14 protein-coding genes and 1 pseudogene are annotated in these 14,601 nt (G+C 70.2%); all 15 read left to right on the top strand.

The features are described 5' to 3' along the window. Positions 1-43: 43 nt before the first annotated feature. The 15 genes and pseudogenes from uppS to AC07N1_RS15300 all read left to right on the top strand — a co-directional run bounded on the left by uppS (position 44) and on the right by AC07N1_RS15300 (position 14,566). Complete coding sequence (uppS, locus tag AC07N1_RS15370; protein WP_494672603.1) at positions 44-820, top strand: polyprenyl diphosphate synthase; 777 nt, start codon at positions 44-46, stop codon at positions 818-820. After that, a complete protein-coding gene (locus AC07N1_RS15365) occupies positions 780-1,625 on the top strand; it encodes a phosphatidate cytidylyltransferase (RefSeq protein WP_494672630.1) in 846 nt (281 codons plus the stop codon). The genes uppS and AC07N1_RS15365 overlap by 41 nt, the downstream gene beginning before the upstream one ends. Continuing rightward, the gene (gene dxr, locus AC07N1_RS15360) at positions 1,613-2,809 is read left to right on the top strand and encodes a 1-deoxy-D-xylulose-5-phosphate reductoisomerase (protein WP_494672602.1); all 1,197 of its coding nucleotides are present in this window, start codon (positions 1,613-1,615) and stop codon (positions 2,807-2,809) included. The genes AC07N1_RS15365 and dxr overlap by 13 nt, the downstream gene beginning before the upstream one ends. Before the next feature lie 29 nt (positions 2,810-2,838). After that, complete coding sequence (locus AC07N1_RS15355; RefSeq protein WP_494672601.1) at positions 2,839-4,035, top strand: M50 family metallopeptidase; 1,197 nt, start codon at positions 2,839-2,841, stop codon at positions 4,033-4,035. A 17-nt stretch (positions 4,036-4,052) separates the two neighbouring features. After that, complete coding sequence (gene bamA, locus AC07N1_RS15350; RefSeq protein WP_494672600.1) at positions 4,053-6,413, top strand: outer membrane protein assembly factor BamA; 2,361 nt, start codon at positions 4,053-4,055, stop codon at positions 6,411-6,413. 22 nt (positions 6,414-6,435) lie between these two features. After that, positions 6,436-7,107, top strand: coding sequence for an OmpH family outer membrane protein (locus tag AC07N1_RS15345; protein ID WP_494672599.1), 672 nt, complete (start codon positions 6,436-6,438; stop codon positions 7,105-7,107). A gap of 136 nt (positions 7,108-7,243) precedes the next feature. Further along, complete coding sequence (lpxD, locus tag AC07N1_RS15340; RefSeq protein WP_494672598.1) at positions 7,244-8,269, top strand: UDP-3-O-(3-hydroxymyristoyl)glucosamine N-acyltransferase; 1,026 nt, start codon at positions 7,244-7,246, stop codon at positions 8,267-8,269. Next, entirely contained in the window at positions 8,266-8,742 is a 477-nt protein-coding gene (gene fabZ, locus AC07N1_RS15335) for a 3-hydroxyacyl-ACP dehydratase FabZ (RefSeq protein WP_494672597.1), read from the top strand. The genes lpxD and fabZ overlap by 4 nt, the downstream gene beginning before the upstream one ends. Continuing rightward, the gene (gene lpxA, locus AC07N1_RS15330; RefSeq protein ID WP_494672596.1) at positions 8,739-9,533 is read left to right on the top strand and encodes an acyl-ACP--UDP-N-acetylglucosamine O-acyltransferase; all 795 of its coding nucleotides are present in this window, start codon (positions 8,739-8,741) and stop codon (positions 9,531-9,533) included. Before fabZ ends, lpxA begins: the two co-directional genes overlap by 4 nt. A gap of 2 nt (positions 9,534-9,535) precedes the next feature. Further along, on the top strand, positions 9,536-10,369 hold the full coding sequence (gene lpxI / locus AC07N1_RS15325) for a UDP-2,3-diacylglucosamine diphosphatase (RefSeq protein ID WP_494672595.1): 834 nt from the start codon (positions 9,536-9,538) through the stop codon (positions 10,367-10,369). After that, complete coding sequence (gene lpxB / locus AC07N1_RS15320; RefSeq protein ID WP_494672594.1) at positions 10,369-11,565, top strand: lipid-A-disaccharide synthase; 1,197 nt, start codon at positions 10,369-10,371, stop codon at positions 11,563-11,565. Before lpxI ends, lpxB begins: the two co-directional genes overlap by 1 nt. A 69-nt stretch (positions 11,566-11,634) precedes the next feature. Next, the gene (fliK, locus tag AC07N1_RS15315) at positions 11,635-13,344 is read left to right on the top strand and encodes a flagellar hook-length control protein FliK (RefSeq protein WP_494672593.1); all 1,710 of its coding nucleotides are present in this window, start codon (positions 11,635-11,637) and stop codon (positions 13,342-13,344) included. After that, the gene (locus tag AC07N1_RS15310) at positions 13,341-13,604 is read left to right on the top strand and encodes an EscU/YscU/HrcU family type III secretion system export apparatus switch protein (RefSeq protein WP_110117814.1); all 264 of its coding nucleotides are present in this window, start codon (positions 13,341-13,343) and stop codon (positions 13,602-13,604) included. Before fliK ends, AC07N1_RS15310 begins: the two co-directional genes overlap by 4 nt. Positions 13,605-13,625: 21 nt before the next feature. Further along, positions 13,626-13,766, top strand: a pseudogene (locus AC07N1_RS15305) (hypothetical protein); the annotation flags it as partial. A 95-nt stretch (positions 13,767-13,861) separates the two neighbouring features. After that, on the top strand, positions 13,862-14,566 hold the full coding sequence (locus AC07N1_RS15300; protein ID WP_494672592.1) for a glutathione S-transferase N-terminal domain-containing protein: 705 nt from the start codon (positions 13,862-13,864) through the stop codon (positions 14,564-14,566). Positions 14,567-14,601 lie beyond the last annotated feature (35 nt).

Here is a 14,601-nt window from a genome sequence, read left to right as displayed (position 1 = left end):
TCTGGTGGACGCCTGGGGGACGAGAAGGGAAGGCTAAGAGCGCATGTCGCCGACGACCGGCCTGCAGACCAAGACCGCGCGCCCGGGGGGCGAGGCCGGCGCGGGTTTGCATGCGGCCATCATCATGGACGGCAACGGCCGGTGGGCCAAGCGTCGCGGCATGCCGCGGGCGCTGGGCCATCGGGCCGGCGTCAATGCGCTGAAGCGCACGGTCGAGGGCGCGCCTTCGGCCGGCGTCGGCGTGCTGACCGTGTTCGGCTTCTCGACCGAAAACTGGCGCCGCCCGGCCCAGGAAGTCTCCGAACTGATGGGCCTGCTCAAGGCCTATGTCGAATCGGACCTCGAGCGTCTGAGCCGTGAAGGCGTCCGTGTGCGGATCGTCGGCCGGCGCACCGGCCTGTCGCCCGACGTGCTCGAGGTGATCGAGCGCGCCGAGCGCCGCACGGCCGGCAACGACCGCTTCCTGCTGCAGGTGGCCTTCAACTACGGCGGCCAGGCCGACATCACCGACGCCGCGCGCCGCTTCGCCGAGCTGGTCGAGCGGGGCGAGGCGAGGGCGGCCGACCTCAACGAGCAGATGTTCGGCGGTTTCCTGTCGACCTCGGCCGCGCCCGCGCCGGACCTCATCGTCCGCACCAGCGGCGAGCACCGCATCTCCAACTTCCTGCTGTGGGAATGCGCCTACGCCGAACTGATCTTCCAGGACGTCCTGTGGCCCGACTACGGCCCCGAGCACCTGGCCGCCGCCGTCGCGGAATATCGTAGCCGTGACCGGCGCTATGGAGGCATTGCGGCCGATGACGTCGCCGTCGCCGGCTAAGCGCTTCAACTGGGGCAATCTCTGGACGCGTGTGGCTTCGGCCACCGTGCTCGTTCCCACGGTCGTGGCCGCCGTCTGGCTGGGCGGCTACTGGTTCCTGGCGCTGGCCCTGGTCTGCGTGGGCCTGCTGGCCCGCGAGTGGGGCAAGATCAGCGCGCCCAAGGCCCCCAACGCGGTCGGCGCCGTGGTCGCGGTGTTCTGCGCCGTGGCGGTGATCGCCGCCTTCCTCAGCCACTTCTTCATCGCCTGGGCCGTCGTGCTGGCCGGCGCCTTCCTGGCCGGCCTGATCGCGCGCGGCGCGGTCGAGCGCCGGGCCGACGCGGCCTATGGCGTGATCTACATCGCCCCCGCCGTCATCGCGATGGTCTGGGTGCGCTCGCTGTCGGACGGCCTGTGGTGGACCCTGCTGCTGTTCGTCGTCACCTGGTTCGCCGACATTTTCGCCTATGCGACCGGCAGCGTGCTGAAGGGGCCCAAGCTGTGGCCCCGGATCTCGCCCAACAAGACCTGGTCGGGCTTCGTCGGCGGCCTCGTGGCGGCCACGCTCGGCGCCGTGGCGGTGTCGGAACTGGCCAGCCTGCGCCTGGTCTGGCCTGCGGCGGCGCTGATCGGCCTGCTGGGCGGCCTGGCCACCATGGCCGGCGACCTCTGGGAATCGATGCTCAAGCGCCGCTTCGGCGTGAAGGACAGCGGCGACCTGATCCCCGGCCACGGCGGCCTGCTGGATCGCGTCGACGGCCTGATGTTCGCGGCCATCGTGGTGGCCGCCGTGCGCCTGATCGACCACTGGGGATGGGCCCATTGACCGCGTCCCGTAAGGTTGTGGTTCTGGGTTCGACGGGTTCGATCGGCGTCTCCACCCTTGATCTCTTCGAACAGTCCAAGGTTCCGGTCGAGATCCTCGCCCTGGCGGCCGGCCGCAACGTCCAGCGCCTGGCGCAGCAGGCCCTGCACTGGCGGCCCAAGCTGGCGGTGATCGAGGACGAGCGCCTGCTGGGCGAGCTTCGCGAGCGCCTGGCCGGTTCGGGCGTCGAGACCGCCGCCGGTCCGGCCGCCGTCGTCGAGGCCGCCGCCATGGGCGCCGACTGGGTGATGTCGGCCATCGTCGGCGCGGCGGGCCTGGCGCCCACCCTGGCGGCCGCCCGCACCGGCGCGGTCGTGGCCCTGGCCAACAAGGAAAGCCTGGTCTGCGCCGGGCCTGAGCTGCTGCGTATCGCCCGCGCGGCCGGCGGGACGGTGATCCCGGTAGATTCCGAGCACTCGGCCATCTTCCAGGTGCTGCAGCCGGCCTGCCTGGACCGCGTCGCCCGCCTGATCCTCACCGCTTCGGGCGGCCCGTTCCGCACCTGGACCCGCGAGCAGATGGCGGCCGCCACGCCCGAACAGGCCATCGCCCACCCCAACTGGTCGATGGGGGCGAAGATTTCGGTCGATTCCGCCTCGATGATGAACAAGGGGCTGGAGATGATCGAGGCCTCCTACCTCTTCGACACCCCCGAAGAGCGCATCGGCGTCGTCATCCACCCGCAGTCGGTGATCCACAGCCTGGTGGAGTACACCGACGGCTCGACACTGGCGCAGCTGGGGCCGCCGGACATGCGCAGCCCGATCTCCTACGCCTATTCCTGGCCCGAGCGCCTGGCCTGGCCGGCAAAGCCGCTGGATCTGGGCGCCTACGCCCAGTTGACCTTCGAGGATCCGGACCTGGCGCGGTTCCCGCTTCTGGGCGTCGCGCGCGAGGCTTTGCGCCTCGGCGGGGGCGCGCCGACGGCGATGAACGCAGCCAACGAAGTGGCCGTCGCGGCTTTCCTTGACCGGCAGATCGGCTTTCTCGATATTGCCGCCTCGGTTGAGGGGACGCTTGAACGCATGAATGGGGTAGGGGACCTCGCCGTAACGGCGGGTGACGTTCTTGACACAGCCATGATGATCGACGGCTCGGCCCGCCGTATTGCGGCCGAGGTTGTCGCTCACAAGCGCCTATCGTGAAGTGACCGGGGAGCTCTGATTCCAAGCCGATGATCGGTGTTCTGATCTCGATCGTGTCGATGATCATCGTGCTGTCCGTCGTCGTGACGGTGCACGAGCTCGGACACTATTGGGCCGCGCGGGCCTGCGGGGTGGCGATCGATCGCTTCTCCATCGGCTTCGGCTCGCCCCTGTTTTCCTGGCGCGACAAGCACGGCGTGGAGTGGCGGATCGCCTCGATTCCGCTGGGCGGCTACGTGCGCTTCGCCGGCGACGAGAACGCCGCCAGCGTGCCCGACCAGAACGACCTCGACGCCATGAAGGCCGAGATCGCCCAGCGCGAAGGCGCGGCGGCCGTGGGCAAGTACTTCCATTTCAAGCCGATCTGGCAGCGCGCTGTGATCGCCGCGGCCGGACCGTTCGCCAACTTCGTGCTGGCGACGCTGATCTTCGCCGTCGTTCTGCTGGTCGTCGGCGACCTGAAGTCGCCCGCCACCATCTCGGCCGTGACGCCGGGCAGCGCCGCCGCCGAGGCGGGCTTCCGTCCCGGCGACACCATCGTCCGCATCGACGGTCGCAAGGTGAAGGACTTCCAGCAGGTCCAGCGCTACGTGACCCTGCGCGCCAAGCTGCCGATCGACTTCAGCGTCGAGCGCGGCGGCCAGACCGTGTCGCTGACCGCCACCCCGCGCCTGGTCGAGCACAAGGACCAGTTCAGCGGCCGCGTGAAGGTCGGCCAGCTGGGTCTCGAAAGCCGCAGCCGTCCCTACCTGCAGAAGTCCAGCCTGCTCAGCGCCATCCCCGACGCCGTCGGCCAGGTCTGGGACATGCTCAAGACCATCGCCTTCTACCTGGGCCGTCTGCTGACCGGTCAGCTGCCGGCCGACCAGATCAGCGGCATCATCGGCATCGGCCACTCGGCCGGCGCGGTGACCAAGGCCAGCGTCGAGGGCGCGCCTGACGTCGGCACCGTGATGCTGCGGCTGCTGTTCAACCAGCTGCTGTTCATCGCCAGCCTGTCGGTCAGCATCGGTTTCATGAACCTGCTGCCGATCCCCGTGCTCGATGGCGGCCATCTGCTGCTCTACGCCTACGAGGCCGTCTTCCGGCGCCCTCTGCGCGCCGACTTCCAGGCCGCCGGTTTCCGCGCGGGCCTTGCCTTGATCCTTTGTTTCATGCTGTTCGCGGCCTGGAACGACCTCAACCGCTTCGACGTGTTCAAATTCATCGGCGGTCTGTTCACGTGAACCCCGACCGCCTGTCCATGATTGGTCCCATGAGCAAAATTCGCGCCCACAGCGCCGCGTTCGCCACCGGCGTTGCACTCCTCTTCGGCTCCACCGCCCTGATCGCGCCCCAGGCCGCGTTCGCTCAGGCCCAGACCTCGGGCGTGGTGCAGCGCATCGTCGTGCAGGGCAACGAGCGGATCGAAGCGGGCACGGTGCTGTCCTACCTGCCGATCCAGGCCGGCGAGACGGTCGATCCGGCCCGCCTCGACCTGGCGCTGAAGACCCTGGCGCGCACCGACCTGTTCGCCGACGTCTCGATCGAGCTGGTCGGCGGCGACCTGGTGGTCAAGGTCGTCGAGAACCCGATCATCAACCAGGTGGTCTTCGAGGGGAATTCGGCGCTCAAGGAAGACAAGCTGAAGGACGAGGTCCAGATCCGTCCGCGCGGCATCTTCACCCGCGCCAAGGTGCAGGCCGACGTCCAGCGCATCATCGAACTCTACCGCCGCTCGGGCCGCATCTCGGCGACCGTGACCCCCAAGGTCGTGGAACTGCCGCAAAAGCGCGTCGACCTGGTGTTCGAGATCAACGAAGGCCCCAAGAGCGGCGTTCTCGGCGTCAATTTCCTGGGCAACAAGGAATTCTCGGACAGCGAACTCTCCGACGTCATCGTCACCAAGGAGTCGCACTGGTACAAGTTCCTGACCAGCAACGACAACTACGACCCTGACCGGATCGAGTACGATCGCGAGCAGCTGCGCAAGTACTACCGCAACCGCGGCTATTTCGACTTCCGCGTCGTGGCCTCGACCGCCGAACTGGCCACCGACAAGAACGGCTTCGCGGTCACCTACACGCTGGACGAAGGCCCCAAGTACAAGTTCGGCAAGGTCACCGTCGAAACCGAGTTGAAGAAGCTCGACGGCAACCTGCTGGCCCAGATCCTGCCGATCAAGACCGGCCAGATCTATGAGGACGAGCGCATCGAGCAGGCCACCGACGCCCTGACCTTCGCGGCGGGCGCGGCCGGCTTCGCCTTCGTGGATGTGCGTCCGCGCTACGTGCCCAACCGCGAGACCCAGACGGTCGACGTGGTGTTCCAGGTGCGTGAAGGCCCGCGCGTCTACGTCGATCGCATCGACATCGTCGGCAACACCCGCACCCTCGACTACGTCCTGCGCCGCGAAATGGAAGTCGCCGAAGGCGACGCCTACAACCGCGTGCTGGTCGACCGGTCGCGCAACAACATGCGCCGCCTGGGCTTCTTCAAGGACGTCAACATCGAGGAAGTGCCGAGCAGCGCTCCCGACCGCACCGCCCTGCGCGTGAAGGTCGAAGAGCAGCCGACCGGCGAACTGTCGTTCAGCGCCGGCTACAGCTCGGTCGACCAGCTGGTGCTCGACGTCGGCGTCACCGAGCGGAACTTCCGCGGTCGCGGCCAGAACCTGCGCGCCCGCGTGTCGGTCGGCTCGCTGCGTCAGCAGGTCGACTTCGCCTTCACCGAGCCGCGCTTCCTGGGCCGCAACCTGGCCGCCGGCGTGAACCTCTATTCGTATCGCTACGACCTCAGCGAGTTCGCAGCCTACGACACCAAGTCGATCGGCGGCGGCTTCACCTTGGGCTTCGGCCTGACCCAGAACACCTCGATGAGCCTGCGCTACACCCTGCGCCAGGACGAGGTGGACGTGGCCGACAGCTACTGCGCCAACGGTACGGTCTCGACGATCCTCTGCCTGCAGCGCGGCGCCTACATGACCTCGCTGGTCGGCTACGGCCTGCGCCTCGACAAGCGGAACGATCCGCTGCGTCCGACCCGCGGCTTCTTCGCCGACCTTAACCAGGACCTGGCGGGCTTCGGCGGCGACGTGAACTATCTCAAGACCGAGATGGACGGCGGCTGGTACTGGGGCTTCAACAAGGACTTCGTGTTCAGCGCCACCGGTTCGGCCGGCTACATCGAGGGCTGGGGCGGCGACAGCGTCCGCATCAACGACCGCTTCTACAAGGGCGGTTCCAGCTTCCGCGGCTTCGAGACCGCCGGTATCGGCCCGCGCGACATCTCGACCGACAGCAGCGCCCTCGGCGCCAAGCTCTATGCGATCGGCTCGCTGGAACTGACCATTCCGACCTTCCTGCCCGAGCAATACGGCATCAAGGCCGCCCTGTTCAGCGATTTCGGCACCGCCGGTCAGCTGGATGACGTGGATCGCCAAAGTTCCACCGGAGTCTTCGACGCGAATATCCGGGACAACCTCGCTCTGCGCGCGTCCGCCGGCGTCAGCATCGATTGGAAGTCGCCCATGGGTCCCATCCGGTTCGACATCAGCCAGATCCTGAAAAAGGAAGACTACGACCGGACGGAAACCTTCCGCTTCTCCACTTCAACCCGTTTCTAATCTCCACAAGGCTTCTGACAGCATGTCCTCCAAGTTCTTCGTCGCGGCCGCTTCGGGTCTGGCCGCGTTCGCCGTGGCCTCCGGCGCTTTCGCCCAAGCCGCCGCCCCGCTCGCCAAGGCTCCGGCCGCCCCGGCCGCCCCGCCGATCACCCACGGCGCGGCCATTCCCAGCCTGTGCGTGTTCTCGGCCGGCGCCGTGCGCGGCACCTCGGCCACCGGCAAGGCGCTCGACGCCCGCCTGAAGGCCCTGCAGACCACGGCCGAGTCGCCGCTGGCCGCCCGTGAAAAGGCCCTGCAGACCAAGATCGACGCGTTCAACGCCGCCGCCAAGACCCCGGCCGGCGACATCACCGCTCGCGAAAAGCAGAAGTCCGACCTGGAACTGGAGCAGAGCGCCCTGCAGCGCGACGCCGCCCACACCCAGATGGAACTGGTCGCCACGGCCAACACCGCCCAGCAGCAGTACCAGGTGGAACTGCAGCCGGCCGTGATCGCCGCCTACCAGCAAAAGGCCTGCGGCCTGCTGGTCGAGCGCAACGCCGTCGCCATCTTCAACCCGGCCATGGACATCACCCCGCAGGTCGTCAGCCTGCTGGACGCCCGTGGCAAGGCCGCGTCGTTCCAGGCCTTGGAACGCACCAAGCTGACCCCGCAGCAAGCCGCCCAACTGGCCGCCGAACTGCAGCGGAACTAAGGACTAAAGGAGCGCTCGCCCGGCTTGTCGCCGGGCGGGCGCCTTCCGTTACGGCATTGACTCGGGACGGCTTTGGGCCGCCTACACTTCGTCCGTATCGGGCGATTCCCGGGACGGCCGTCGTCGAGAGGTTTCCATGCCGGACCCCCGCTTTTTCGAGACCCTGGGTCCGGTTTCCGTGTCCGATCTGGCCCTGGCCGGCGGCGCGGAGTTGGCCGACAAGGCCCTGGGCGAGCGCCTGATCGTCACCGTCGCCCCGCTGGACGGCGCCGGGCCGGACGCCGTCTCCTTCCTTTCCGATCCGCGCCGGGCCGCCGGCCTGTCGGCCTGCAGGGCGGGCGCGATCTTCATGAAGCCGCAGCATCGCGAGCTCGCGCCGGAAGGCTGCGCCGCGCTGCTCACTCCCCATCCCCAGGCCGCCTGGGCCGCCGCCGCGGCGCGCCTGCACGGCCCCCGCCGCCATGAGCCGGGCTCGGCCGCCATCCATCCGTCCGCCGTGCTGGAGGAGGGCGTGCGCCTGTCGCCCGGCGCGGTGATCGGCCAGGACGTGCGCATCGGGCGCAATACGGTGATCGGCCCGGGCGCGGTGATCGGTCCCGGCGTCGCCATCGGCCGCGACTGCGTGATCGGGGCCAACGCCGTGGTCGGTTTCGCCCTGATCGGCGACCGCGTCAGCCTGCACGCCGGCTCGGCGGTGGGCGAGGCCGGGTTCGGCGCGGCCGGCGGCCCCAAGGGCGTCGTCGACCTGCCGCAGCTGGGCCGCGTGGTCCTGCAGGACGGCGTCACCCTGGGCGCCAACAGCTGCATCGACCGCGGCGCGTTCGACGACACCACGGTGGGCGAGAACACCAAGATCGATAATCTGGTCCACGTTGCGCACAACGTGCAGCTGGGCCGAAACTGCCTTCTGGCGGCCTATACCGGGCTGTCGGGCAGCACGGTCGTCGGCGACGGCGTCGCCTTCGGCGGCAAGGCCGGCGTCGCCGACCACTTGACGATCGGCGCCGGCGCCAGCATCGGGGCCTCGGCCTCGGTGTTCAAGGACGTGCCGGCCGGCGAGACATGGACAGGGTTTCCCGCGCGTCCCATCAAGCGATGGCTGCGGGAAACGGCATGGCTGTCGCGCAGCGCGCGCAGTCGGGGGATGAAAGACGAGGCATGAGCCAGACCGAAACCGCGGTCCCGCAGACCCACATCGACATCGCCGAGATCCTCAACCGGATCCCGCACCGCTATCCGTTCCTGCTGGTCGATCGCGCCGAAGCCTACGTCCCGCACCAGTCGATCGTCGGCATCAAGTGCGTGACGGTCAACGAGCCGTTCTTCCAGGGTCACTTCCCGGGCAATCCGGTGATGCCCGGCGTGCTGATCATCGAGGCCCTGGCCCAGACGGGCGCGGTGCTGATGAGCAAGTCGCTGGAAGTCGACACCGAAGGCAAGACGATCTTCTTCATGTCGGTCGACAACGCCCGCTTCCGCAACCCCGTGCGCCCGGGCGACGTCCTGCGCATGGAGGTCGAGGTGGTGCGCGCGCGCTCGACCATCTTCAAGTTCAAGGGCGTGGCCAAGATCGGCGACAAGGTCGCCGCCGAGGTCGAGTTCGCCGCCATGGTCGTGGAGACCCCGACGAAATGACCAAAGTCCATCCGACCGCCATCGTCGACGCCGCCGCCAAGCTGGCGGACGACGTCGAAATCGGGCCGTTCTGCATCGTCGGCCCCGACGTGACCCTGGGCGCCCGCGTGCGCCTGCTGTCGCATGTGGTGGTCGATGGCGTCACCACCATCGGCGAGGACACCGTGGTCCACGCCTTCTCGGCCCTGGGCGGTCCGCCGCAGCACCTGGGCTACAAGGGCGAGCGCACCGAGCTGGTCATCGGTCCGCGCAACGTCATCCGCGAGCAGGTGACGATGAACACCGGCACGGCCTCGGGCCGCGGCGTGACCACCGTCGGCGCCGACGGCTTCTTCATGGCCGAGGCCCACGTGGCCCACGACTGCAAGGTCGGCGACAACGTCGTGCTGGCCAAGGGCGCGACCCTGGGCGGCCATGTCGACGTCGGCAACTTCGTGTTCGTCGGCGGCCTGGCGGCCATCCATCAGTTCTCGCGCGTCGGCCGCTACAGCTTCATCGGCGGCCTGGCCGCCGTGACCAAGGACGTCATCCCCTACGGCTCGGTGTGGGGCAACCACGCCCACCTCGAGGGCCTGAACCTGGTCGGCCTCAAGCGCCGGGGCTTCTCGCGCGAGGCGATCAACGCCCTGCGCTCGGCCTATCGCATGATGTTCGCCGACGAAGGCACCTTCCAGGAGCGCCTGGACGACGCGGCCGAGACCTACGCCTCCATTCCCGAAGTGATGGAAATCATCGCGTTCATCCGCGACGACGGCAACCGGCCGCTCTGCCTGCCCGAGCGCGAGGTCTAGGTTTGCGCAAGCTCGGACTGATCGCCGGCGGCGGGGCCCTGCCGATCGAACTGGCCGCCCACTGCGAGCGCGCCGGCCGGCCGTTCGCGGTCATGCGCGTCAAGGGTTTCGCCGATCCGTCGCTGGAGCAGTACCCCGGCGCCGAGGTCGGCATCGCCGAGTTCGGCAAGGCCTTCAAGGCGCTGAAGGAAGAGGGCTGCCAGGCCGTCTGCTTCGCCGGCACGGTGGATCGTCCCGACTTCTCGGCCCTGATCCCCGACTTCAGGGGCGTGAAGGTGCTGCCGGGCCTGATCAAGGCCGCCCGCGAGGGCGACGACGCCCTGCTGCGCCGCGTGCTGACCGAGTTTGAGAAGGAAGGCTTCGTCGTCGAGGGCGCCCACGAGGTGCGCGGCGAGATGACCCTGCCGGCCGGACCGCTGGGCCGCTACGCCCCGCGCGCCGAGCACGGCGCCGACATCGACCGCGCCCTGACCGTCGCCCGCGCCATCGGCGGGCTCGACGTGGGGCAGGGGGCCGTGGTCTGCGACGGCCTGGTCCTGGCCGTCGAGGCCCAGGAGGGCACCGACGCCATGCTGCGTCGGGTGGCCGATCTGCCCCAGGCGATCCGCGGCTGTCCCGAGGCGCCCAAGGGCGTTTTGGCCAAGGCCCCCAAGCCGATCCAGGAAACCAAGGTCGACCTGCCCACCATCGGCGTCGCCACCATCCAACGCGCCGCCCGCGCGGGCCTGGCCGGCGTGGTCGGCGAGGCCGGACGCCTGCTGATCGTCGACCGCGAGCAGGTCATCGCCTGCGCCGACGACCTGGGTCTCTTCGTCTACGGCGTCGAGCCCGGCTGATGAGCCCCGATGTATCCGGCGCTCGACCGTTGACGGTCATGCTGGTCGCGGCCGAGGCCTCGGGCGACAATCTCGGCGCGGGCCTGGCCCGGGTCCTGCGGGCGCGGCTGGGCGACCAGGTCCGCTTCGTCGGTCTCGGCGGCGCGCGCATGGCCGCCGAAGGGGTGCAGAGCCCGTTCGACATCGCCGAACTGTCGATCCTGGGCCTCTTCGAGGGGCTGAAGGCCTATCCGCGCGTCCTGCGTCGCCTGAAGGACGTCGAGGCCGTGGCGGTGCGCGAAAAGCCCGACGTCGCCGTGCTGATCGACTCCTGGGGCTTCAACATCCGCCTGGCCAGGCGCCTGCGCGCGCTCGACCCGTCGATCGCCCTGATCAAATACGTCGCGCCGCAGGTCTGGGCTTCGCGTCCGGGCCGGACGGCGACCCTGGCGCAGGCCGTCGACCTGCTGCTGGCCACCCAGCCGATGGACAAGCCGTTCTTCGACGCCGTCGGCCTGCCCAGCGTCTTCGTCGGCAATCCGGCCCTGGCCCGCGATTTCAGCGGCGCCGACGCCGCCCGGGCCCGCGCCGCCATCGGGGCGGGTCCCGACGATTCGATCCTGGCCGTCCTGCCCGGCAGCCGTCCGTCCGAGATCGAGCGCGTGCTGCCGGCCTTCGAGGACGCCGTGCGCCTGCTCAAGGCCGAGCGGCCGGGCCTGCACGTCGTCGTACCCGCCGCCTCGACCGTCGCCGCCGCCGTCAAGGCGCGTGTCGCCGGCTGGCCGTTCCGCGCCCATGTCATCGAGGACGACCAGGCCAAGGACGACGCCATGAAGGCCGCCACCGTGGCCCTGGCCTGTTCGGGCACGGTGACCATCGAGCTGGCCCTGGCCGGCGCGCCGATGGTGGTCGGCTACAAGATCGGCGCGATCAGCTACGCGCTGCTCAAGCGCCTGATGACCCCGCGCTGGGTGACCCTGTTTAATATCGCCGCCGACCGCGAAGTGGCGCCTGAACTCTTGCAGCACGACTGCACCGGCGAGCGGCTGGCGGCGGAGCTGGCCCGGCGCCTCGACGACCCGGCCCTGCGCCAGCGTCAGGTGGCCGAGCAGTACGCCGCTCTCGACAAGCTGGGTCGCGGCATGCCCGATCCGGCCGAAGCCGCCGCCGACGCCATGCTCGATTTCCTCGAAAGCCGTGCCGCCAGGCGGGCTTAAGACCCGCTTCACGCCTGTGGATTAATCTTGCGGAAACCCTGCGCGCATCGCGCGCTCGTGGAGCCCGCCGTGTCGGTTCAACCGCTTGGACCCGCTGTCCCGACGTCCGCCTCGGTCATGCCGACGGCGACGGTCGCGCCCGCCGGTTCGCAGGGCGGCCAGACCGGGCAGCCGGGCCTGCCGCCGCCGGCCATGCTGGCCCAGAAGGCCCTGGCCGAAGCCGCCGAGACCCTGGGACGGATCGCGACCGAGGGCGGCGCCCAGGCCGCGCCCGAAGCCGCCGACACCGTCGAGAGCCTGCTCAAGGGCGGCGCTACCGGCCAGGCCCGCGAGATCCTGCTGTCCAGCCCCACGGTGCAGGCCAAGGCCGTCTCCGACCTCGTCGGCCGCGCCGCGCCCGCCCAGGGCGGCATGGCGCCGCTGTTGGCCGACCTGGAGCGCGTCTCGACCTCGCCCGACGCCCCCGCCGTCGTCCGCCAGGCCGCCGCCAACATGCTGGCCCTGCGCTCGCCGATCGACGGCGCGGTGACCGCCGGCGAGATCCGCCAGGCGTTCAGCCGCTCGGGCCTGTTCATGGAGCAGCGCCTGGCCGAGGAGGCGTTGTCCAGCGCCGCCCCGCTCGTCGCGCCCCTTGCCGCGAAAGACCTCAAGGCCGCCATGCTGGTGCTGCGCGCCGCCGTCGCCAGCTGGAGCGCCCAGACCGGCCCGGCCGGGCCGTCGTCCCCGCCGACCTCCACGCCGACTTCCACCACGCCGTCTCAGACGCTGTCGCCCGGCGCCTCGACCTCCGCCGCCGTCGCGACGTCATCGGCCTTGCCTGTTCCCGTCCAGGCCGAGGCCGACCCGGTCTCCACCTCGACCATCCAGACGGCCGCCGCCCCTGGGCAGCCCGCCGTCGCGGAGGAGGGGGCGCCCGCGCCGCTGGCTCGCCCCGCATCGACCGCCTCCACGCCCGTGGACGCCGAGATGACGCCTCCCGCCCCGGCGACGCCCGATGAGGCCGCCGAGACGCCCATCGCGCGCTTCCTGGCGGCCGTCGTCCCGCGCCCGACCCCGCCGCAGGCCGCCCAGCCGGCCGCCGCCCTGTTCGTCCTGGCCCAGGAGGCCGCCGCTGGCTTCGAGGAACCGGTGGTGCGCCAGCCGCTTGCCCAGCCGCCCCTGACGCCGCCGGGCAAGGGACCGCCGCCGCCGTTCGCCGGCGGGCCGGTCGTCGCCCAGGCCGCCGTGACCTCGACCCTGGCCTATGACGCGCCGCCGGCCACGGTCGCCCACCAGCTGGCCAAGGGCGTCGACGCCGCCCTGGCGCGGCAGGAACTGATGCAGGCCGCGTCCCTGCCCGAGCGCGCCGACTCCGCCCGGGCCGCCCAGCCCCTCGATGGCCGCGCCGTCGAGGAAAAGGCCGGTCCCCGCTGGGTGTTCGACGTGCCCTTCGCCACGCCCCAAGGCTCGTCCGTCGCCCAGTTCGAGATCAACCGCGACGGCGGAGGCGGCGGGGGCGCCGGCGGTCCGGACGAGGCCCGCACCTGGAAGGTTCGCTTCTCGCTCGACGTCGAGCCCATGGGCCGCATCGACGCCCAGCTGGCCCTGACCGGCGAGCGGGCCCGCGTGTCGCTGTGGGCCGAGCGGACCGAGACCATGGCCCGGCTGCGTGGCGGCCAGGAAATCCTCGACGCCGCCCTGCGCGACGCCGCCCTCGAACCGGAAGTGGCCTTCCACGCCTCGCCCGCGCCGGTCGCCGCGCCGCCGGCCCCCGGCCGCTTCGTGGACCGCGCCACATGACCCGCGTCTCCGGCCCCCGCATCGCCGTCGCCCTGCGCTACGACGCCCCCGACGCTCCGCGCGTGGTCGCCAGCGGCCGAGGCTGGGTGGGCGACAAGATCGTCGAGACCGCCCGCGAGCACGGCGTGCCGCTGGAGGAGAACCCGGCCCTGGCCCAGGCCCTGTCGACCATCCCGATGGAGGAGGAGATCCCCGAGGCGCTCTACGTCGCCGTGGCCGAGATCCTGGGCTTCATCCTGCGCACCGCCGCCAAGAGCTAGGCGTTCTCCTCCAAGCTCGTCATCCCGGCCGGAGGCGCGTCAGCGCCGCAGAGCCGGGACCCAGGAGACTGGGCTCGGCGATGGGATGCGCACCCTGCGGTAGCTTGCGCGTTGCGGCGGCCCCTGGGTCCCGGCTCTCCGCTTCGCTGCGGCCGGGATGACGAGAAAAGGGAAGGCGAGGAAGAAAGTCTCAGCCATCCCTCTGGGTCTCGTCCCCGCGGCGCCTATATCGACCGGGACCCTTCCCAGGAGCTCCCATGTCCGACCTCTCGGCCTTCCCGATCGCCAGCCGCTGGCCCGCCGCCCATCCCGACCGCATCCAGCTCTATTCGCTGCCCACGCCCAACGGCGTGAAGGTGTCGATCATGCTGGAAGAGGTGGGCGTCCCTTACGAGCCGCACCTGATCGACATCGGCAAGAACGAGACCTGGACCCCGGAATTCCTCAGCCTCAATCCCAACGGCAAGATCCCGGCGATCATCGATCCCGACGGTCCGGGCGGGAAGCCCTTCGGCCTGTTCGAGAGCGGCGCGATCCTCGTCTATCTGGCCGAAAAGACCGGCAAGCTGCTGCCGACCGATCCGGCCGCGCGCTACGAGACCCTGCAGTGGGTGTTCTTCCAGATGGCCGCCGTCGGCCCGATGTTCGGCCAGCTGGGCTTCTTCCACAAGTTCGCCGGCCGCGAATACGAGGACAAGCGCCCGCTGGAGCGCTACCGCGCCGAGAGCCAGCGCCTGCTGGGCGTGCTGGAGACCCGCCTGGAAGGCCGCGACTGGCTGATGGGCGACGACTACACCATCGCCGACGTCGCCACCCTGGGCTGGGTGCGCAACCTCGTGGGCTTCTACGAGGCGGCCGATCTGGTCGACTACAAGAGCCTGAAGAACGTGCCCGCCTGGCTGGAGCGGGGTCTGGCCCGTCCGGCCGTGCAGCGCGGCCTCAACATCCCGGCGCGTCCGTAGTCGGCGAACAGGGGCGGGCGGCGAGCGCCGTCCGC

Source organism: Caulobacter sp. GW821-FHT09B11 (assembly GCF_059418205.1).
The sequence above is the reverse complement of the archived record's forward strand: the minus strand, read 5'-3'. Positions and strand labels throughout refer to the sequence as shown.

Coding starts and splice junctions, on each gene's coding strand:
- lpxA (WP_494672596.1), top strand. CDS start 8,739: ATGACCAAAGTCCATCCGACCGCCATCGTCGACGCCGCCGCCAAGCTG.
- lpxD (WP_494672598.1), top strand. CDS start 7,244: ATGCCGGACCCCCGCTTTTTCGAGACCCTGGGTCCGGTTTCCGTGTCC.
- AC07N1_RS15345 (WP_494672599.1), top strand. CDS start 6,436: ATGTCCTCCAAGTTCTTCGTCGCGGCCGCTTCGGGTCTGGCCGCGTTC.
- fabZ (WP_494672597.1), top strand. CDS start 8,266: ATGAGCCAGACCGAAACCGCGGTCCCGCAGACCCACATCGACATCGCC.
- AC07N1_RS15355 (WP_494672601.1), top strand. CDS start 2,839: ATGATCGGTGTTCTGATCTCGATCGTGTCGATGATCATCGTGCTGTCC.
- AC07N1_RS15300 (WP_494672592.1), top strand. CDS start 13,862: ATGTCCGACCTCTCGGCCTTCCCGATCGCCAGCCGCTGGCCCGCCGCC.
- AC07N1_RS15310 (WP_110117814.1), top strand. CDS start 13,341: ATGACCCGCGTCTCCGGCCCCCGCATCGCCGTCGCCCTGCGCTACGAC.
- lpxB (WP_494672594.1), top strand. CDS start 10,369: ATGAGCCCCGATGTATCCGGCGCTCGACCGTTGACGGTCATGCTGGTC.
- dxr (WP_494672602.1), top strand. CDS start 1,613: ATGGGCCCATTGACCGCGTCCCGTAAGGTTGTGGTTCTGGGTTCGACG.
- bamA (WP_494672600.1), top strand. CDS start 4,053: ATGATTGGTCCCATGAGCAAAATTCGCGCCCACAGCGCCGCGTTCGCC.
- AC07N1_RS15365 (WP_494672630.1), top strand. CDS start 780: ATGGAGGCATTGCGGCCGATGACGTCGCCGTCGCCGGCTAAGCGCTTC.
- uppS (WP_494672603.1), top strand. CDS start 44: ATGTCGCCGACGACCGGCCTGCAGACCAAGACCGCGCGCCCGGGGGGC.